This is a genomic window from Frigoribacterium sp. ACAM 257 (genome assembly GCF_007954365.1).
Taxonomy (GTDB): Bacteria; Actinomycetota; Actinomycetes; order Actinomycetales; family Microbacteriaceae; genus Frigoribacterium.
On record NZ_VOLO01000001.1, the window covers coordinates 537,223 to 552,190 of the forward strand.

A 14,968-nucleotide genomic window follows, 5' to 3' on the forward strand; every position below is an offset into this window, starting at 1 on the left:
CGACGTGAGCGACGCCTCCTCGCCGACCCCGCCGGCCGGCGGCGTCGACGCGCCCCTCGTCCAGACGCCCCGCCGGGTCGGCCGCTTCGGTCGCGGCAAGGAGAAGAGCGCCGTGTTCCGGGGCGTCGCCGCTGTCGGTGCCCCGCTCTTCGACGGTCTCGCCCGCATCGAGGTGCGAGGCGCCGAGAAGCTCCCGGCCGAGGGCGCGTTCGTGCTCGCGCCGAACCACTACACGAACATCGACCCCGTCGTCGTGGCGCGGCTGATGTGGACGATCGGGCGCGTGCCGAGGTTCCTCGCCAAGGCCTCGCTGTTCCGCGTGCCCGTCTTCGGCTCGCTGATGCGCGCCATGGGGCACGTGCCCGTCGAGCGCGGCGGCCGCACGCACGACAGCGACCCGTTGCAGGCGGGGCGCGCCCTCGCGACCAGCGGCGGGGGAGTGATCATCTACCCCGAGGGCACGCTCACCCGCGATCCCGACCTCTGGCCGATGAAGGGCAAGAGCGGCGCCGTGCGGCTCGCCCTCCAGGCCGGGGTGCCGCTCATCCCGATGGCGCACTGGGGCAGCCAGCAGGTGATGGGGCGGTACTCCGCGAAGATCAGCCTGTTCCCGCGCAAGCGCATCGTGGCCGCCATCGGCGATCCCGTCGACCTGTCGCCGTGGCGTGGCCGCCACCTCGACCAGGCCGCCTACACCGAGGCCACGGCCCTGGTCATGCAGCGCATCACCGAGCTCCTGGCCGGCCTGCGCGACGAGGAGGCGCCCGCCGAGCCGTGGGACCCGCACACGAAGCACCAGAAGGAGACCGGACGCTTTGACCAGCCGTGACGACAGCAGCCGCGACGACCGAGCAGCCGAGACCCGGGAGGACGCGATCGGTGCGCTCGGGGAGGGCGCCGTCACCACGGAGGCGATCTCGGTCGTGATGCGCAGCGCCGTGCCCCGCACCGTGGCCGTGCTGGGCTCGGGCAGCTGGGGCACCACGTTCGCCAAGGTCCTCGCCGAGGGCGGGGCCGACGTCACCCTGTGGGCACGACGACCCGAGGTCGCGCGCGAGATCACCGAGAGCAAGCGCAACACCGACTACCTGCCGGGCATCAACCTGCCCCGCACCCTCGTGGCGACGCCCGACGTGGCCGCCGCGCTGCGCGGCGCCGAGCAGGTCTACCTGTCGGTGCCGAGCCAGACCCTGCGCGAGAACCTCGCCGCCGTCCGTCACCTGGTGCCCGCCGGCGTCCCCGTCGTCAGCCTGATGAAGGGCGTGGAGAAGGCGACCGGGCTGCGGATGAGCCAGGTCATCGAGCAAGAGCTCGACATCGACCCCGACCTGATCGCCGTCGCCTCCGGTCCGAACCTGGCGCTCGAAATCGCTAAGCGGCAGCCGACGGCCGCGGTCGTCTCGTCACGCAGCCTCGAGACCGCGACGGCCGTCGCGGCGACCGCCACCAACCCGTACTTCCGGTCGTTCGTCAACACCGACGTGATCGGCACGGAGTTCGGCGGGGTGCTCAAGAACCTCATCGCGGTCGCCATCGGCATCGTCGACGGGGTCGGCTACGGCGAGAACACCAAGGCGTCGATTATCACCCGTGGCCTGGCCGAGATGACCTCGTTCGCCGTGTCGTTCGGGGCGAAGGCCGAGACGCTCGCGGGCCTCGCGGGCCTCGGCGACCTGATCGCGACGTGCGAGTCGCCGCTCTCGCGCAACAACACGGCCGGCCGCCTCCTCGGCCAGGGCTACGCCTTCGGCGACGTCGTCCGGCAGATGAACCAGACGGCCGAGGGGCTGAGCTCCGTCGCGCCGATCCTCGAGCTGGCTCGCTCGCGAGGCGTCGACATGCCCATCGTGCAGCAGGTCGCCGAGGTGCTCGCCGGTACGCTCGACCCGCGGAACATCGCGCCGCACCTGACCGAGACCGACGAGCCCCAGGGCGAGTAGAGGCAGGAGGCGCGGCGTCCGTCACGGACGCGACCCGCGCCTCCTGCCTGCTCACGCGGGCCGGCGGCGCCGAACCACCCGAAGGGCCCCTCGATGACCACCACTCCCTCCGCCACGGCCGACAAGCAGACCGTCGTCGTCCTCTTCGGCGGACGCTCGAGCGAGCACTCGATCAGCTGCGCCACGGCCGGGGGCGTCCTGGCCGCGATCGACCGCGACCGATTCGAGGTGGTGCCCGTCGGCATCACCCGTGCCGGCGCCTTCACGCTGCAGCCCGACGACGCGGCACTCTTCGCCCTCGACGCCGAGTCGCTGCCCGAGGTGCGCGACAACGGCACCCGGGTGCGCTGGCCCGAGACCGCCGCGAGCCGTGAGCTGAGCGTCGTCGAGCCCGACGGCGGCGTCCGCCTGCTCGGCGACGTCGACGTCGTGTTCCCGATCCTGCACGGCCGGTTCGGCGAGGACGGCACCGTGCAGGGCCTCCTCGAGCTGGTCGGGCTGCCCTACGTCGGCGCGGGCCTGCTCGCGTCGGCCGTCGGCATGGACAAGCACTTCACCAAGACCGTGCTGCAGCAGGCCGGCATCGCCGTCGCGCCGTGGCGGACCGTGCGCCGGGCCGAGTGGGAGACCTCGCCGGAGGCGGTGGCCGCCGAGGTCGCCTCGCTCGGCTTCCCCCTCTTCGTCAAGCCCGCCCGTGCCGGGTCGAGCGTCGGCGTCTCTCGGGTCGACGGCCCCGAGCAGCTGGCCGCTGCCATGCAGGTCGGCCTCGCCGAGGACCACAAGGTGCTGGTCGAGGCTGGCGTCGTCGGCCGCGAGATCGAGTGCGCCGTGCTCGGCGGGCGCGACGGCGGAGCCCCGCGCACGTCGCTCGCGGGGGAGATCGTGCTCAGCGACGAGACCTTCTACGACTTCGAGTCGAAGTACCTCGGCGGTGCCGGCGCCGACCTGGTGTGCCCGGCGCCGTTGTCGGACGACGAGCTGGCCGAGATGCAGCGGCTCGCCGCCCTCGCCTTCGAGTCGATCGACGGCACCGGGCTCGCCCGCGTCGACTTCTTCCTCACCGAGGGGGGCTGGGTCGTCAACGAGGTCAACACGATGCCCGGCTTCACGCCGATCTCGATGTTCCCGGCCTGCTGGCTCGCGAGCGGGCTGAGCTACCCCGAGCTCATCACCGAGCTCGTCGAGCTGGGGCTCGCGACCGACCGCTGAGCGGGCGGTCCCGGTCGAGGCGTCGTCGGCGGGGGTGCGGCGGTCGATCCGCGCGCGGCTCAGGGAGCGGGCGTCTCCGACGGCACGTCGGCGGAGGTGTCGGCCGGGTCGCCGACGCTCGGCAGGTCGTCGACGCCGACGCAGCCGCGGCCGTCCTCGGGCAGGTAGCCGACGGCGTCGGCGAGGTCGAAGAGCGCCGTGGTGCCGACGTCGGCGCTGACGACGACCTGGACCGCCGGGGTGCGGCCGTAGGTGGTGAAGGTGAAGGCGTCCCCGTCCTCCGGGCCGTCCTCGGAGAGCCAGTCGACGCCCTGGATGTCGTTGCAGGGCAGGTCCGAGATCGCGGGGGACTCGACGCCGCAGCGCAGCAGCACCGTCGAGGGCGTGCCCCAGGCGCCGGTGCCCTGTGCGTCGGTCTCCCGGCGCTGCTGAGGGTCGGAGTCCGGCCCGACCGTGTCGGGCAGGTGCACGACGACCTGCGCACAGTCGGGGTCGTTCGCGGCGTCGGCCGACTGCATCGGCACGGCTGCCGTGCAGCCCGACAAGATCGACGCGGCGACCACGCCGAGCGCGACGACGACGGAGGGGCGCAGGAGGCGGCGGGACGGAGCGGACATCCCGGCCAGGCTACCGTCGACCCCATGGAACGAACCTCCAGGTCTCTCGACGCTGGCGACACCGCCGACGCTGCCCGCACCTCCGACGCCGTTGCCGACACCGTCGAGTCCGTCGGCGAGCTGGCGACCCTGGCGCGCATCCTGCCTCGCCTGCCCCGCGGCCTCGACACGCAGCTCGGCCCGGGCGACGACGCCGCCGTCGTCGCCGCGCCCGACGGCCGCTTCGTCGTGACGACCGACCTGATGGTGCACGGCCCGGACTTCCGTCGGGCTTGGTCGACGCCGCACGACCTCGGCTGGAAGGCCGCGGCCTCGAACCTCTCCGACGTCGCGGCCATGGGCGCCCGTCCCACTGCTCTCGTCGTGGCCCTGGCCGTGCCAGGCGACACGCCCGTCGCCGACCTGGAGGGCCTCGCCGACGGCCTCCGCGACGCCTGCGCCGCGATGTCGCCCGGCTGTGGCGTCGTCGGCGGCGACCTCTCGGTCTCGGCCGTCTTCACCGTCGCGGTCACGGCCTTCGGCGACCTCGACGGCCACGATCCGGTCCGCCGCGACGGCGCCCGCGTCGGCGACGTGGTCGCCGTGTCCGGCCCGCTCGGGCGGGCGGCGCGAGGCCTCGACCTGTTGTTCCGCCTGGGCGTCGACCACGAGGGCGTCCCCGACGCCGACCTCGCTCGCCAGGTGCGCGACCGCGACGCGGACGTCGGTTGGCAGCTGGCCCCCACGCCGCCGATCGTCGACGGTCCGGCCGCGGCCCTGGCCGGGGCGACGGCGATGCTCGACCTCTCCGACGGCCTCGCGCTCGACGCGTCTCGCCTGGCCCGCGCCTCCGGCGTCGTGCTCGACCTCGAGTCGGCGGCCCTCGGTGCCGACCCGCACGCCGCCCTCGCCGGCGGCGAGGACCACTCGTTGCTCGCCACGTTCCCGGCGGGCACCGACCTGCCCGGCGGTTTCCGCAGGCTCGGCACGGTGCGTGACCCCGCTGGAGGCGCCCCCCGCGTCGCCGTCGACGGCCGCGACCTCGGCGAGCCCGGCGGCTGGGATCCCTACCGCCTCTGGACCGGCCAGCACGGCTGACCTGACCCCGCCGCGCCTCCTGGTTCCCGCCGCCCGCCGCCCCTCAGGCGTCGCGCGTCGCGAACCAGACCGTCGTGTCGCCGTACGACTTGCGGGCGTCGAGCGTGAGCCCGTCGGGCCAGCCGGGTTCCCCGTCGCGCGAGGCGCGCTCGACGACGACCAGCGCCTCCTCGGCCAGCGACGGGAGCAGCGCCTCGAGGTCGGCGGCGAGCTCGGCCGCCGACAGCTCGTAGGGCGGGTCGAAGAACACGAGGTCGACGAGTCCCGCGCCCCCGGCGAGGTACGACCTCACCGGCTGGGCGACGACGTCGACCCTGGGTGCCTTCCCGGCGGGTGCCCGGCCGACGACCGCGTCGACGTTCTTCCGCAGCGCCTTCGCCGCGGCCGGCGCCTTCTCGACGAGCACGACCGAGGCGGCACCGCGCGACGCCGCCTCGAGCCCGAGCCCGCCCGTGCCGGCGTAGAGGTCGAGCACCCGGCGCCCAGTGATCTCGTCGCGGGCGTCGAGCGACGAGAACAGCGCCTCGCGCACCCGGTCGCTCGTGGGGCGCGTGCCCGTCTTCGGCACGGCCAGGGTCAGGTTGTCGGCGAAGCCGGAGATGATGCGGGACACGCCCCCATCCTGACGCATCGAGGCAGCCGTTCGAGCAAGTCGACAACGCGGCCCCGAGGAGGCGCGCGACCGATCGTGGGACCCGCACAAGCGAGTTGTCGGCCAGCACCCCGCCGGGCACGATCAGCCCCATGACCAGCGTCGACCGTACTGTCAGGCCCTCGTTCACCAAGTCGCTCTTCGCGGGGCGGATCGCGTCCGAGCTGGCGTTCCCGTACCCGCACATGTCCGCGGCCGAGGCCGCGCGGGTCGAGACGGTCTCGGCGTCGGCCCGTGAGGTGCTCGCCGACTACGACCCGCTGCGGGCCGAGCGCGAGGGCTGGATCGGCGACGACACGGTGAGGGCCCTCGGCGAGCGAGGCCTGATGGGCCTGTTCGTCTCCGAGGAGTACGGCGGGCTCGGCCTCAGCCAGAGCGCCTACTGCCGCGTCTACGAGGAGTTCGGCCGGGTCGACGGCACCCTCGCCACGGTGATGGGCGTGCACCAGTCGATCGGCACGAAGCCCCTGCACCTCTTTGGCACCGACGACCAGAAGGCCCGCTGGCTGCCCGACCTGGCGAGCGGCCGGAAGCTGGCCGCGTTCGTCCTCACCGAGCCGAACGTGGGCAGCGACGCCTACGCGCTCGAGACCAGGGCAGAGCGGCAGAGCGACGGCAGCTGGCTCCTGAACGGCGAGAAGCGCTGGATCGGCAACGGAGACAAGGACGTCCTGACGGTCTTCGCGCAGAGCGACCTCGGGCACGTGGCCCTGATCGTCGAGAAGGGCATGGACGGCCTCAGCACGGGCCCGCGCTTCGAGACGCACGGCCTCAAGGCCAACCACCTCCAGCGCGTGCACTTCAAGGACGTCCGGGTGCCCGCCGAGAACCTGCTCGGCGAGCCGGGCGACGGCTTCCGCATCGCGGTGAACACGCTGAACAACGGCCGGATGTCGATGGGCACGGCCATCGCGGGCGGCATGAAGCGGTTCCTCGAGCTGAGCCTGACGCACACGGAGGCGCGCCACCAGTTCGGCAGGCCCCTCGCCGACTTCGAGATGGTCGGCGACAAGCTCGCGTGGATGACCCAGCAGATCTACGGCGTCGAGTCGATGTCGTACCTGACCACCGGTCTCGTCGACCGCGGCGACACCGACTTCGCGCTCGAGTCGGCCATGACGAAGGTGACGGCCAGCGACACCGGCTGGTACGCCCTCAACCGCGCGGTGCAGCTGCACGGCGGCGAGGCGTACATGGAAGGTCACCCGCTGTCCAAGGCCCTGCGCGACTTCCGCATCTTCCCGATCTTCGAGGGCGCGAACGACGTCCTCCGCGCCTTCGTCGCCCTCAACGGCCTCAAGGCCCTCAGCGAGGAGCTACCCGTCGTGGCCTCGCTCAGCATCGGCGACCCCGGCCGCGCGATGGGCGTGCTCGCGCCCTACGTCGCGGGTCGCGTGCAGCGACGCATCAGGCCCGAGCGACCGGTGGGCGTGCACCCGCAGCTCGCGCGCGCCGCGGCCCAGGTGGGCGAGCAGGTCTCGCAGCTTCGCGAGCGGGCCGAGGGCGCCCTCCGCAAGCACGGCAAGCGGGTGCAGGACGCACAGCTCGTGCAGAGGCGTCTCGCCGACGCGGCGTCGGGCATCTACGCGCAGACGGCCGTGCTCTCCCGGGCCTCGGCCGCCCTCGAGCAGGCGCGGGCCGACTCCGACGCCGAGCGCCACCTGGCGATCGGGTTCTGCAAGCAGTCCGCGCGGCAAGTCGCACGGCAGCTGCGGGCGCTCGAGGTGAACGACGACCGGCACGTGGCCGCGCTCGCGGCGTCGACCCGCGCCTCCGGCGGCTACTCGTTCCGACTCTGAGGCGCGGGGCCGGCCCCGCGGACGGCGCGGCCCTGTCGGGGGTGCGCAGTAGCGTGGACGGGTGCCCGCGCCCCTGCCCGACCCGTCGCCGCTAGACGCTCCGCTCTCGAGCGCCCTCGGCGGCCGCACGGCACAGGCGATGCAGAAGGCCTTCGGCCTGCGGACCGTCGGCGACCTGCTGTCGCACTACCCGCGGCGCTACGCCCGCCGGGGCGAGCTGACGGCGCTCGACTCCCTGCCGCTCGGCGAGTCCGTCACGATCGTCGCCGAGGTGCTCGACGTGCGCGAGCGCACCATGCGGGCCCGCCGGGGGTCGATCCTCGAGGTGCGCATCGGCGACGGCGAGGGCATCCTCACCCTGACCTTCTTCAACCAGGCCTGGCGCTCGCGCGACCTCGTGCCCGGCGCCCGTGGCATCTTCGCCGGCAAGGTGGGCGACTATCGCGGCCTCCGACAGCTGGCGCACCCCGACTACGAGCTGTTCGACGCGTCGCACGAGGCCGTCGCGGGAATCGGCGACGCCGAGGCGCAGGCCTTCGCCCGGCAGCCGATCCCGATCTACCCGGCCAGCGCCTCCGTCGCGTCGTGGCAGGTGCAGAAGTCGGTCGAGGTGGTGCTCGACACGCTGCCTCCCCTCGACGACCCGGTGCCGGCCCGTGTCCGTGCCGAGCTCGACCTCGTCCCGTTCCGCGAGGCGCTCGAGCTGGTGCACCGGCCCGAGAAGGACAGGGACCACCTGAGGGGCCGCGACGCGCTCCGGTTCCAGGAGGCGTTCGTGCTGCAGAGCGCCCTGCTGCAGCAGCGCGCGCTGCTCCGCACGACCAAGGCGACGGCACGCGCGGCGCGGCCGGGCGGCCTGCTGGAGCGCCTCGATGCGGCGCTGCCGTTCGAGCGCACCTCCGACCAGGTGCTGGTCGGTTCGGAGATCGACCGCGACCTCGCGGCCGACGTCCCGATGAACCGCCTGGTGCAGGGCGAGGTCGGCTCGGGCAAGACCCTCGTGGCGCTCCGGGCGATGCTCGCGGTCGCCGAGAGCGGCGGCCAGTCGGCGCTTCTCGCCCCCACCGAGGTGCTCGCGGGGCAGCACCTCCGCTCGATCGTGCGGTCGCTCGGCCCGGACCTCGTCGCCGAGCTGCGCCCCGTGCTGCTCACCGGCCAGATGAGCACCGCCGAGCGCCGACGGGCCACGCTGGCGATCGTCAGCGGGCAGGCCCGGATCGTCGTGGGCACCCACGCTCTCATCAGCGAGGCCGTCGAGTTCTACGACCTCGGGCTCGTCGTCGTCGACGAGCAGCACCGCTTCGGCGTCGAGCAGCGCGAGGCGCTCCGCCGCAAGGGCGCGGCGCCGCCGCACGTGCTCGTCCTCACCGCGACGCCGATCCCGCGCACCGTCGCGATGACCGTCTTCGGCGACCTCGACATCTCGACGATCGCCGAGCTGCCGGCCGGCCGGCAGCCGATCGAGTCGTTCGTCGTGCCGCTCGCCGACCGACCCGGCTGGGCGGACCGCATCTGGCAGCGCTCCGCAGAGGAGATCGCGAAGGGACGCCAGGTGTTCGTCGTCTGCCCGGCCATCGACGCCGCGACGGTCGAGCAGGGCGAGCCTGCCCCGGAGGCCGGGGGACCGGAGGCCGGGGGACCGGAGGCCGGCAGCTCGGGCTCCGTCGCGACCGACGGGCCCGCAGGAGGCGCGCCTCCTGCCCCCGAGCGCGCCAGCGTCGAGGCCGTCACGGCCCTCGCCCGCTCGTTGCCTGTGCTCGCGGGCGCCCGGGTCGAGCCGCTGCACGGTCGCATGTCGGCCGACGAGAAGGACGACGTCATGCAGCGCTTCGCCCGCGGCGAGATCGACCTGCTCGTGGCGACCACCGTGATCGAGGTCGGCGTCGACGTCCCCAACGCCTCGACCATGGTGGTGCTCGACGCCGACCGGTTCGGCATCTCGCAGCTGCACCAGCTCCGCGGCCGGGTCGGTCGCGGGGGTCATCCCGGTCTCTGCCTCCTGGTGACGCACGCGCCCGTCGACTCCACTGCGCGCGAGCGCGTCGACGCCGTCGCCGCCACCCTCGACGGGTTCGAGCTCGCCCAGGTCGACCTCGAGCTGCGACGCGAGGGCGACGTGCTCAGCAGCCTCCAGTCGGGCGGGCGGTCGTCGCTGCGCCTGCTCCGGGTGACGACCGACGGCGACCTGATCGGCACCGCCCGCGAGCACGCGGCCGAGCTGCTCGAGGCCGACCCGACGCTGACGGAGCACCCGGCACTCGCCGCGGCCATCGCCCGGCGGCTCGACGACTCGAGCCGTGACTTCATGGCGGCGGGCTGAGGGTCTCTCCCGGGAGCCACCGGCTAGGGTGACGGGATGAGCAGGATCGCCGTCGTCCCGGGGTCGTTCGACCCGGTCACCCTCGGCCACGTCGACGTCATCGCGAGGGCTGCGGGCATCTTCGACGAGGTCCACGTCCTGGTCGTGCACAACCCCGACAAGACGGCCCTCCTGCCCCTGCCGAAGAGGGTCTCGCTGCTCGAGCGGTCACTCCGCGACGCGGGCCTGCCGAGCACCGTCTCGGTTCACAGCTGGAGCGTCGGCCTGCTGGTCGACTACTGCACCGAGGTCGGCGCCTCCGTCCTCGTCAAGGGCATCCGCTCCCAGGTCGACGTCGCGTACGAGACGCCCATGGCCATCATGAACCGCAGCCTGGCCGGGGTCGAGACGGTCTTCCTCCTGCCCGACCCGGCTCACGCCCACGTCTCGAGCTCGCTCGTCCGCCAGGTCGCCTCGCTCGGCGGCGACGTGCGACCCTACGTCCCGACGGCCGTCGCCGACTACCTCGCGACGACCTGACCCACTACCTGGCCCACCCGACCCACCACCCGGCCCACCCGATCCACCACCCGGCCCACCTGGCCCACCCGACCCACCTCAGCCGCACCGCACTCCGAACACGACACGACGCACCACGGACCGATCCAGATCACGCCCGGCACCCGAGAGACGACGACGATGACGACGACCACGACCAGCACCCCCGGCAGCGACGCCCGGCGCGAGCGCCGCAGGCCCGAGGCCGCCGTCGCGGGGCCGCCGATGTCGCTCGACGAGGTGCAGCAGAAGGCACGGGGCATCCTCGAGGCCGTCGCGACCGTCATCGACGGCAAGGACGGGGCCATCAGCACGGCCCTGACCGTCCTGCTGGCCGAGGGGCACCTCCTGATCGAGGACGTCCCCGGAGTCGGCAAGACGCAGCTCGCCAGGGCGCTCGCGAAGGCGGTCGACGCGACCGTGACGCGCATCCAGTTCACGCCCGACCTGCTGCCGAGCGACATCACGGGCGTCTCGGTCTACGACCGGGAACGGGGCGGCTTCCAGTTCGTCCCCGGCCCCGTGTTCGCGAACGTCGTGATCGGCGACGAGATCAACCGGGCCTCGCCCAAGACCCAGTCAGCCCTGCTCGAGAGCCTCGAAGAACGGCAGGTCACGGTCGACGGCATCACGCACCCGCTGCCGCAGCCGTTCCTCGTCGTCGCGACCCAGAACCCGGTCGAGATGGAGGGCACCTACGCGCTGCCCGAGGCGCAGCGCGACCGCTTCATGGCCCGCATCTCGCTGGGCTACCCCGACGCCGAGAGCGAGCTCCGCATGCTCCGCCAGCGAGAGCGCACCAGCCCGCTCGACGTGCTGCAGCCGCTGGTCTCGCTCGACGACCTGACCCGCATGATCGCCGCGGTCCGGGGCGTCTACGCCGCCGAGGCGGTCGAGCGGTACGCCGTGCGCATCGTGCAGGCGACCCGGGTGCACCCCGACGTCCGGCTCGGGGCGAGCCCGCGTGCGACGCTCCAGCTGATGCGCGCCGCGAAGTCGTGGGCGGCGCTCAACGGCCGCTCGTTCGTCGTGCCCGACGACGTCGACGCGCTCAGCGGGCCAGTCCTCGGGCACCGGATCATCCTCGCCGGACGAGCCGGGGCAGGTGCCGTCACGGCGGCGTACGACCTCGTCGCCGACGTGGTCGAGGCCACCGACGTGCCGCTCGGCGACCCCGCCGACGCCCGCTGACCGTGGCGCTCGGGCAGGCGCCGCGCCCCACGGCGCGGGGAGCAGGCGTGGTCGCCGCCGGCGTCGTCGTCGTGGTCTCCGGCGTCCTGCTGGACTCCACGCCCCTCGTCTTCGCCGGGCTGGTGCTCGTGCTGCTCGTCGTCGCGGTGCTCGTCTCGCTCCTCGTCCGTCGGCCCGACCTCGACGTCGCCCGGCGCTTCAGCCCCGGCCGCGGGGTCGCGGGCTGGTCGGTCGTCGAGACCCTCTCACTCACGCCCCGGGGGAGCAGCCAGGTCGTCGTGCTGCGTGAGGGGCTGCCCTGGAGGGGCGGTCCGTCCGCCGAGTCCGCGACCGTCACGCTCGAGCCGGGTCGCGCCTCCACCGCGGTGTTCCGCCACGTCGACCTGATCCGCGGCCGGCACCGGGTCGGCCCGTTGACCGTCGACCTCGTCGAGTCGTTCGGCGTCGGCCGGCGACGGACGACGGTGCCCGGCACGCACGAGCTCGTCGTCGTGCCCGAGGTGCTCGACCTCGGCCTCGCTCGCGAGTCGCGGGCCCTCGGCGACGGGGCGCGTCGTCAGCGCGGACAGAGCCTCACGGGCGCGGAGGACGACCCCGTCACCCGCGAGTACCGCCGGGGCGACCCGATGCGTCGCGTGCACTGGAAGGCCTCCGCCCGGCACGACGACCTGATGGTCCGCCAGGAGGAGCAGCACGGGCTGCCCCACGTCCGCCTGGTCCTGCCGACCTCGCTCGAGTCGTGGGACGACGCCACGACCGGGCCGGGAGGCGTCGGCCGGCACAGCGACGCGTTCGAGTGGGCGCTGTCGGTCGTCGCCACCCTCGCGGTCGAGTGGGGCCACGCCGGTTCCGTCGCCCTCCTCACCACGCCGGACGGCGACCTCGTCGCCCGTCACGACCCCGAGACCACGACCGCCTTCCTCGACGCGCTGGCCGACGTCGCCCTCGACGACCCCGCAGGGCCGCCCGCACCGCCCGCAGCGCCTCGCGAGCCGGTCGTGGCCGTCGTCTCCAGCCTCCGGCGCCGCGACCTCGACGTCCTGCTCCGGTCGCGCGCGGTCGGCGCGTCCGCCGTCGCCGTCGTCGTCTCGCCGACCCTCGGCTTCGCCCACACGGGCCGGCCCGCGACGGGCGACGACCGCGACGCGCCCCTGGGCCCGGACGCGGTCGCAGCGGAGCTGCGGAGCTCCCGGTGGCGGGTCGTCGAGGCGGGGGCGCACGACAGCGTCGCCGACGTCGTCCGAGGTGCGGGGCTGCTCGATGGCTGACGGCACCGCGCCTCGCCGGACCGCCGCCTCCTCGGCGTCCGTGTCGCCGAGCCCGCGACCGCCCGACCGCGTCTCGTCGGCTCGCCGACGGCCGACCTCCCCGACGACCGGCTGGGCCACCAGCCTGCTCGTCTGGCTCACCCTCGCGGCGTCGCTCGCGAGCCTGTCCTCCCTGTTCCAGGGGGCCGGCTGGTGGTTCGCGGGGGCGGGCGTCGCCGCGGTCGTGCTGGGTGCCTCCCTCGGCAGCAGGGCCCTCGGCGCCGGCCCGGTGCTCGGCTGGCTCGCCGGCCTCCTCTCGGGGCTGCTGGTCACGTCCGCGCTCGTCTCCGGCGGCACCGCCGTGCTCGGCGTCGTGCCCACGGCCGCGACCCTGCAGCGCCTCCGCGACCTCGGCGACCAGGCGACGACGACGATCGTCGAGGGCACCGCGCCCGTCGAGGTGCAGGACGGCCTGCTCGCCGTCCTGGTCGCCGCCGTCCTCGGCGTGGCCGTGGTCAGCGACCTCGTCTCGACCGTCGGGCGCCTGCCGGGCCTGACGGGAGCGTTCCCCGCCGTCGTCCTCGCCGTGCCGTCGTTCGTCCCCGGCACGGCCGTCCGGTGGCCCTGGGTCGTCCTCGCCGTGCTCTGCTGGATCGCGCTGCTGGCCGTCTCGACGGGGAGGCGGCCCACCAGGGCGACTGCCGCAGGGGGAGTCGCGGCGGTCGGCGTGGCCGCCCTGCTCACCGCGGTGGTCCCCTTCGGCGGCGTCGCGCCGCTGACCGGCGTAGGTACCGGCACCGGGCTCGCGACCGGGGTCAACCCCGTGGTCGACCTGGGCGACGACCTCCGTCGCGGTGCGCCCGTGACGGTCCTCACCTACCGGTCGTCCGACGCCGAGGGCACCTACCTGAAGCTGGTCGACCTCGTCGACTTCAGCGGCCGCACGTGGAGCCCCGCCGACGCCGAGATCGACCCCGACGACGGACTCGAGGCCATCCCCGACGCGCCGGGCATCGCCGACGGCACCTCGCGTCGCGTCGTCAGCACCGAGGTGCAGATCGGCGCACTCCGCAGCCCCTACCTGCCCGTGCCCGTGCCCCCGCAGACCATCACGGGCCTCGACGACGGCTGGTCGTTCGTCGACCAGTCGGGCGTGACGGTGCGCAGCACGAACGAGAGCACCCAGGGCCTCGACTACACGGTCGAGAGCCGTCCCGTCGACCCGAGCCCGGAACAGGTCGTCGCCGCGCTGAGCGACCAGGGCACCGACATGTCGACGTACCTCTCGGTCGACGGCGTGCCCCAGACCGTCACCGACCTCGCCGCCGAGGTGACGGCCGACGCCGCGAACCCCTTCGACGCCGCCGTCGCCCTGCAGGACTATTTCCGCGACGGCGACTTCACCTACTCGGAGGACACGCCGGTCGACGAGGGCTACGACGGCAACGGCCTCGACGCCGTCGAGCGGTTCCTCGAGGTGAAGAGCGGCTACTGCGTGCACTTCGCCTCCGCGATGGCCGTCATGGCGCGGACCCTCGGCATCCCGTCGCGGATGGCGGTCGGCTTCCTCCCGGGCACTCCTACGGGCTTCGGGGACGACACCGCCAGGGCCGTCAGCAGCGACGACCTGCACACCTGGCCCGAGCTGTACTTCGAGGGCCTCGGCTGGGTGCCCTTCGAGCCGACCGTCGGGCTCGGCACGCCGCAGTCGTACCTCCAGGAGACGGGCGTCGAGCCGACCGCCGACCCCACCGCGCCCGACGAGGCGACGCCGGCGCCCACGGCCGACGAGCCGTCGGCGGCGCCGAGCGCCGGCGGGCCCACCGCAGGGGCGGAGGAGTCGACGGGCGCCTCCGCGCGGTCCGGCACGGCCGGCCCCGTGCCGGTGGTCGGGGGCACGCTCGGACTCGCCGTCCTGGCGGCCCTGCTCGTCGTCCCCTCGGGCATGCGCCTCGCCCGGCGTCGCCGCCGGCTCACCGCGAGCCCGCCCGACCGTGCCCTTGGCGCGTGGCGTGAGTTGCTCGACACCGCACTCGACCTCGGCGTCGCCCCGTCGGCCGGCGCCACCCCTGCCGTCGCCGCCGCCGCGCTCGACGGCGTCCTCCGGGCGGCGGCACGTCCCGACGAGGAGGCGCGGCGCGCCTTGGCCTCGCTGGCGACGGCGCTCGAGGCGGAGCGGTTCGGAGCCGACCCCGCCGACGGCCGGGTCGCCGACGACGCGCGCCGGGTGCTGGGGGCCCTCCGCGCCTCCTCGCCCCCTGGACGACGTGTGGCGGCGACGCTGGCCCCGCGCTCGCTCGTGAGCTCCTCGGAGGCGAGATCCGGCGCGGGTGCGTAGACTCTCCCCTCGTGCCTCACTACACCAAGACCCCCTGGACG

At 74.3% G+C, this 14,968-nt stretch carries 12 protein-coding genes; 10 read left to right on the forward strand and 2 right to left on the reverse strand.

Annotation, left to right across the window (positions count from 1 at the left end; translation table 11 throughout):
* Nucleotides 1-4: 4 nt before the first annotated feature.
* From ES689_RS02500 to ES689_RS02510, 3 genes are all read left to right on the forward strand, one after another.
* Entirely contained in the window at nucleotides 5-829 is an 825-nt protein-coding gene (locus ES689_RS02500) for a 1-acyl-sn-glycerol-3-phosphate acyltransferase (protein WP_146899754.1), read from the forward strand.
* Nucleotides 830-926: 97 nt separating this feature from the next.
* Complete coding sequence (locus ES689_RS02505; protein ID WP_146901703.1) at nucleotides 927-1,940, forward strand: NAD(P)H-dependent glycerol-3-phosphate dehydrogenase; 1,014 nt, start codon at nucleotides 927-929, stop codon at nucleotides 1,938-1,940.
* 93 nt (nucleotides 1,941-2,033) lie between these two features.
* Nucleotides 2,034-3,149 (forward strand): D-alanine--D-alanine ligase family protein, encoded by a 1,116-nt coding sequence (locus tag ES689_RS02510; RefSeq protein WP_146899757.1) that lies wholly within the window; start codon nucleotides 2,034-2,036, stop codon nucleotides 3,147-3,149.
* A 59-nt stretch (nucleotides 3,150-3,208) separates the two neighbouring features.
* Here the strand turns inward: ES689_RS02510 and ES689_RS02515 are convergent, their stop codons facing one another.
* On the reverse strand, nucleotides 3,209-3,766 hold the full coding sequence (locus ES689_RS02515) for a DUF3515 domain-containing protein (RefSeq protein ID WP_146899760.1): 558 nt from the start codon (nucleotides 3,764-3,766) through the stop codon (nucleotides 3,209-3,211).
* Between the two features lie 24 nt (nucleotides 3,767-3,790).
* Here ES689_RS02515 and thiL point away from each other — a divergent pair, with 24 nt between their 5' ends.
* Entirely contained in the window at nucleotides 3,791-4,843 is a 1,053-nt protein-coding gene (gene thiL / locus ES689_RS02520) for a thiamine-phosphate kinase (RefSeq protein ID WP_146899763.1), read from the forward strand.
* Nucleotides 4,844-4,886: 43 nt separating this feature from the next.
* On the opposite strand, the gene rsmD is transcribed toward thiL, so the two are convergent.
* Nucleotides 4,887-5,456: a 16S rRNA (guanine(966)-N(2))-methyltransferase RsmD gene (gene rsmD, locus ES689_RS02525; RefSeq protein WP_146899766.1), complete on the reverse strand. Its 570-nt coding sequence runs from the start codon at nucleotides 5,454-5,456 to the stop codon at nucleotides 4,887-4,889.
* A 131-nt stretch (nucleotides 5,457-5,587) separates the two neighbouring features.
* On the opposite strand from rsmD, the gene ES689_RS02530 reads away from it, so the two are divergent.
* The 6 genes from ES689_RS02530 to ES689_RS02555 all read left to right on the forward strand — a co-directional run bounded on the left by ES689_RS02530 (nucleotide 5,588) and on the right by ES689_RS02555 (nucleotide 14,927).
* Entirely contained in the window at nucleotides 5,588-7,294 is a 1,707-nt protein-coding gene (locus ES689_RS02530; RefSeq protein ID WP_146899770.1) for an acyl-CoA dehydrogenase family protein, read from the forward strand.
* 61 nt (nucleotides 7,295-7,355) lie between these two features.
* The gene (locus tag ES689_RS02535; protein ID WP_255515937.1) at nucleotides 7,356-9,614 is read left to right on the forward strand and encodes an ATP-dependent DNA helicase RecG; all 2,259 of its coding nucleotides are present in this window, start codon (nucleotides 7,356-7,358) and stop codon (nucleotides 9,612-9,614) included.
* A gap of 36 nt (nucleotides 9,615-9,650) precedes the next feature.
* Nucleotides 9,651-10,133 (forward strand): pantetheine-phosphate adenylyltransferase, encoded by a 483-nt coding sequence (coaD, locus tag ES689_RS02540; RefSeq protein ID WP_146899773.1) that lies wholly within the window; start codon nucleotides 9,651-9,653, stop codon nucleotides 10,131-10,133.
* 159 nt (nucleotides 10,134-10,292) lie between these two features.
* Nucleotides 10,293-11,342, forward strand: a complete 1,050-nt coding sequence (locus ES689_RS02545) for an AAA family ATPase (RefSeq protein WP_370512318.1) — start codon at nucleotides 10,293-10,295, stop codon at nucleotides 11,340-11,342.
* Nucleotides 11,343-11,389: 47 nt separating this feature from the next.
* Nucleotides 11,390-12,610, forward strand: a complete 1,221-nt coding sequence (locus tag ES689_RS02550; RefSeq protein ID WP_146899776.1) for a DUF58 domain-containing protein — start codon at nucleotides 11,390-11,392, stop codon at nucleotides 12,608-12,610.
* Complete coding sequence (locus ES689_RS02555; RefSeq protein ID WP_146899779.1) at nucleotides 12,603-14,927, forward strand: DUF3488 and transglutaminase-like domain-containing protein; 2,325 nt, start codon at nucleotides 12,603-12,605, stop codon at nucleotides 14,925-14,927. Before ES689_RS02550 ends, ES689_RS02555 begins: the two co-directional genes overlap by 8 nt.
* The last annotated feature ends 41 nt before the right edge of the window (nucleotides 14,928-14,968 follow it).

Excerpts from the sequence above, each read along its gene's own strand:
- thiL (WP_146899763.1), top strand. The coding sequence starts at position 3,791 with ATGGAACGAACCTCCAGGTCTCTCGACGCTGGCGACACCGCCGACGCT.
- ES689_RS02515 (WP_146899760.1), bottom strand. The coding sequence starts at position 3,766 with ATGTCCGCTCCGTCCCGCCGCCTCCTGCGCCCCTCCGTCGTCGTCGCG.
- coaD (WP_146899773.1), top strand. The coding sequence starts at position 9,651 with ATGAGCAGGATCGCCGTCGTCCCGGGGTCGTTCGACCCGGTCACCCTC.
- ES689_RS02530 (WP_146899770.1), top strand. The coding sequence starts at position 5,588 with ATGACCAGCGTCGACCGTACTGTCAGGCCCTCGTTCACCAAGTCGCTC.
- ES689_RS02545 (WP_370512318.1), top strand. The coding sequence starts at position 10,293 with ATGACGACGACCACGACCAGCACCCCCGGCAGCGACGCCCGGCGCGAG.
- ES689_RS02505 (WP_146901703.1), top strand. The coding sequence starts at position 927 with ATGCGCAGCGCCGTGCCCCGCACCGTGGCCGTGCTGGGCTCGGGCAGC.
- ES689_RS02555 (WP_146899779.1), top strand. The coding sequence starts at position 12,603 with ATGGCTGACGGCACCGCGCCTCGCCGGACCGCCGCCTCCTCGGCGTCC.
- ES689_RS02510 (WP_146899757.1), top strand. The coding sequence starts at position 2,034 with ATGACCACCACTCCCTCCGCCACGGCCGACAAGCAGACCGTCGTCGTC.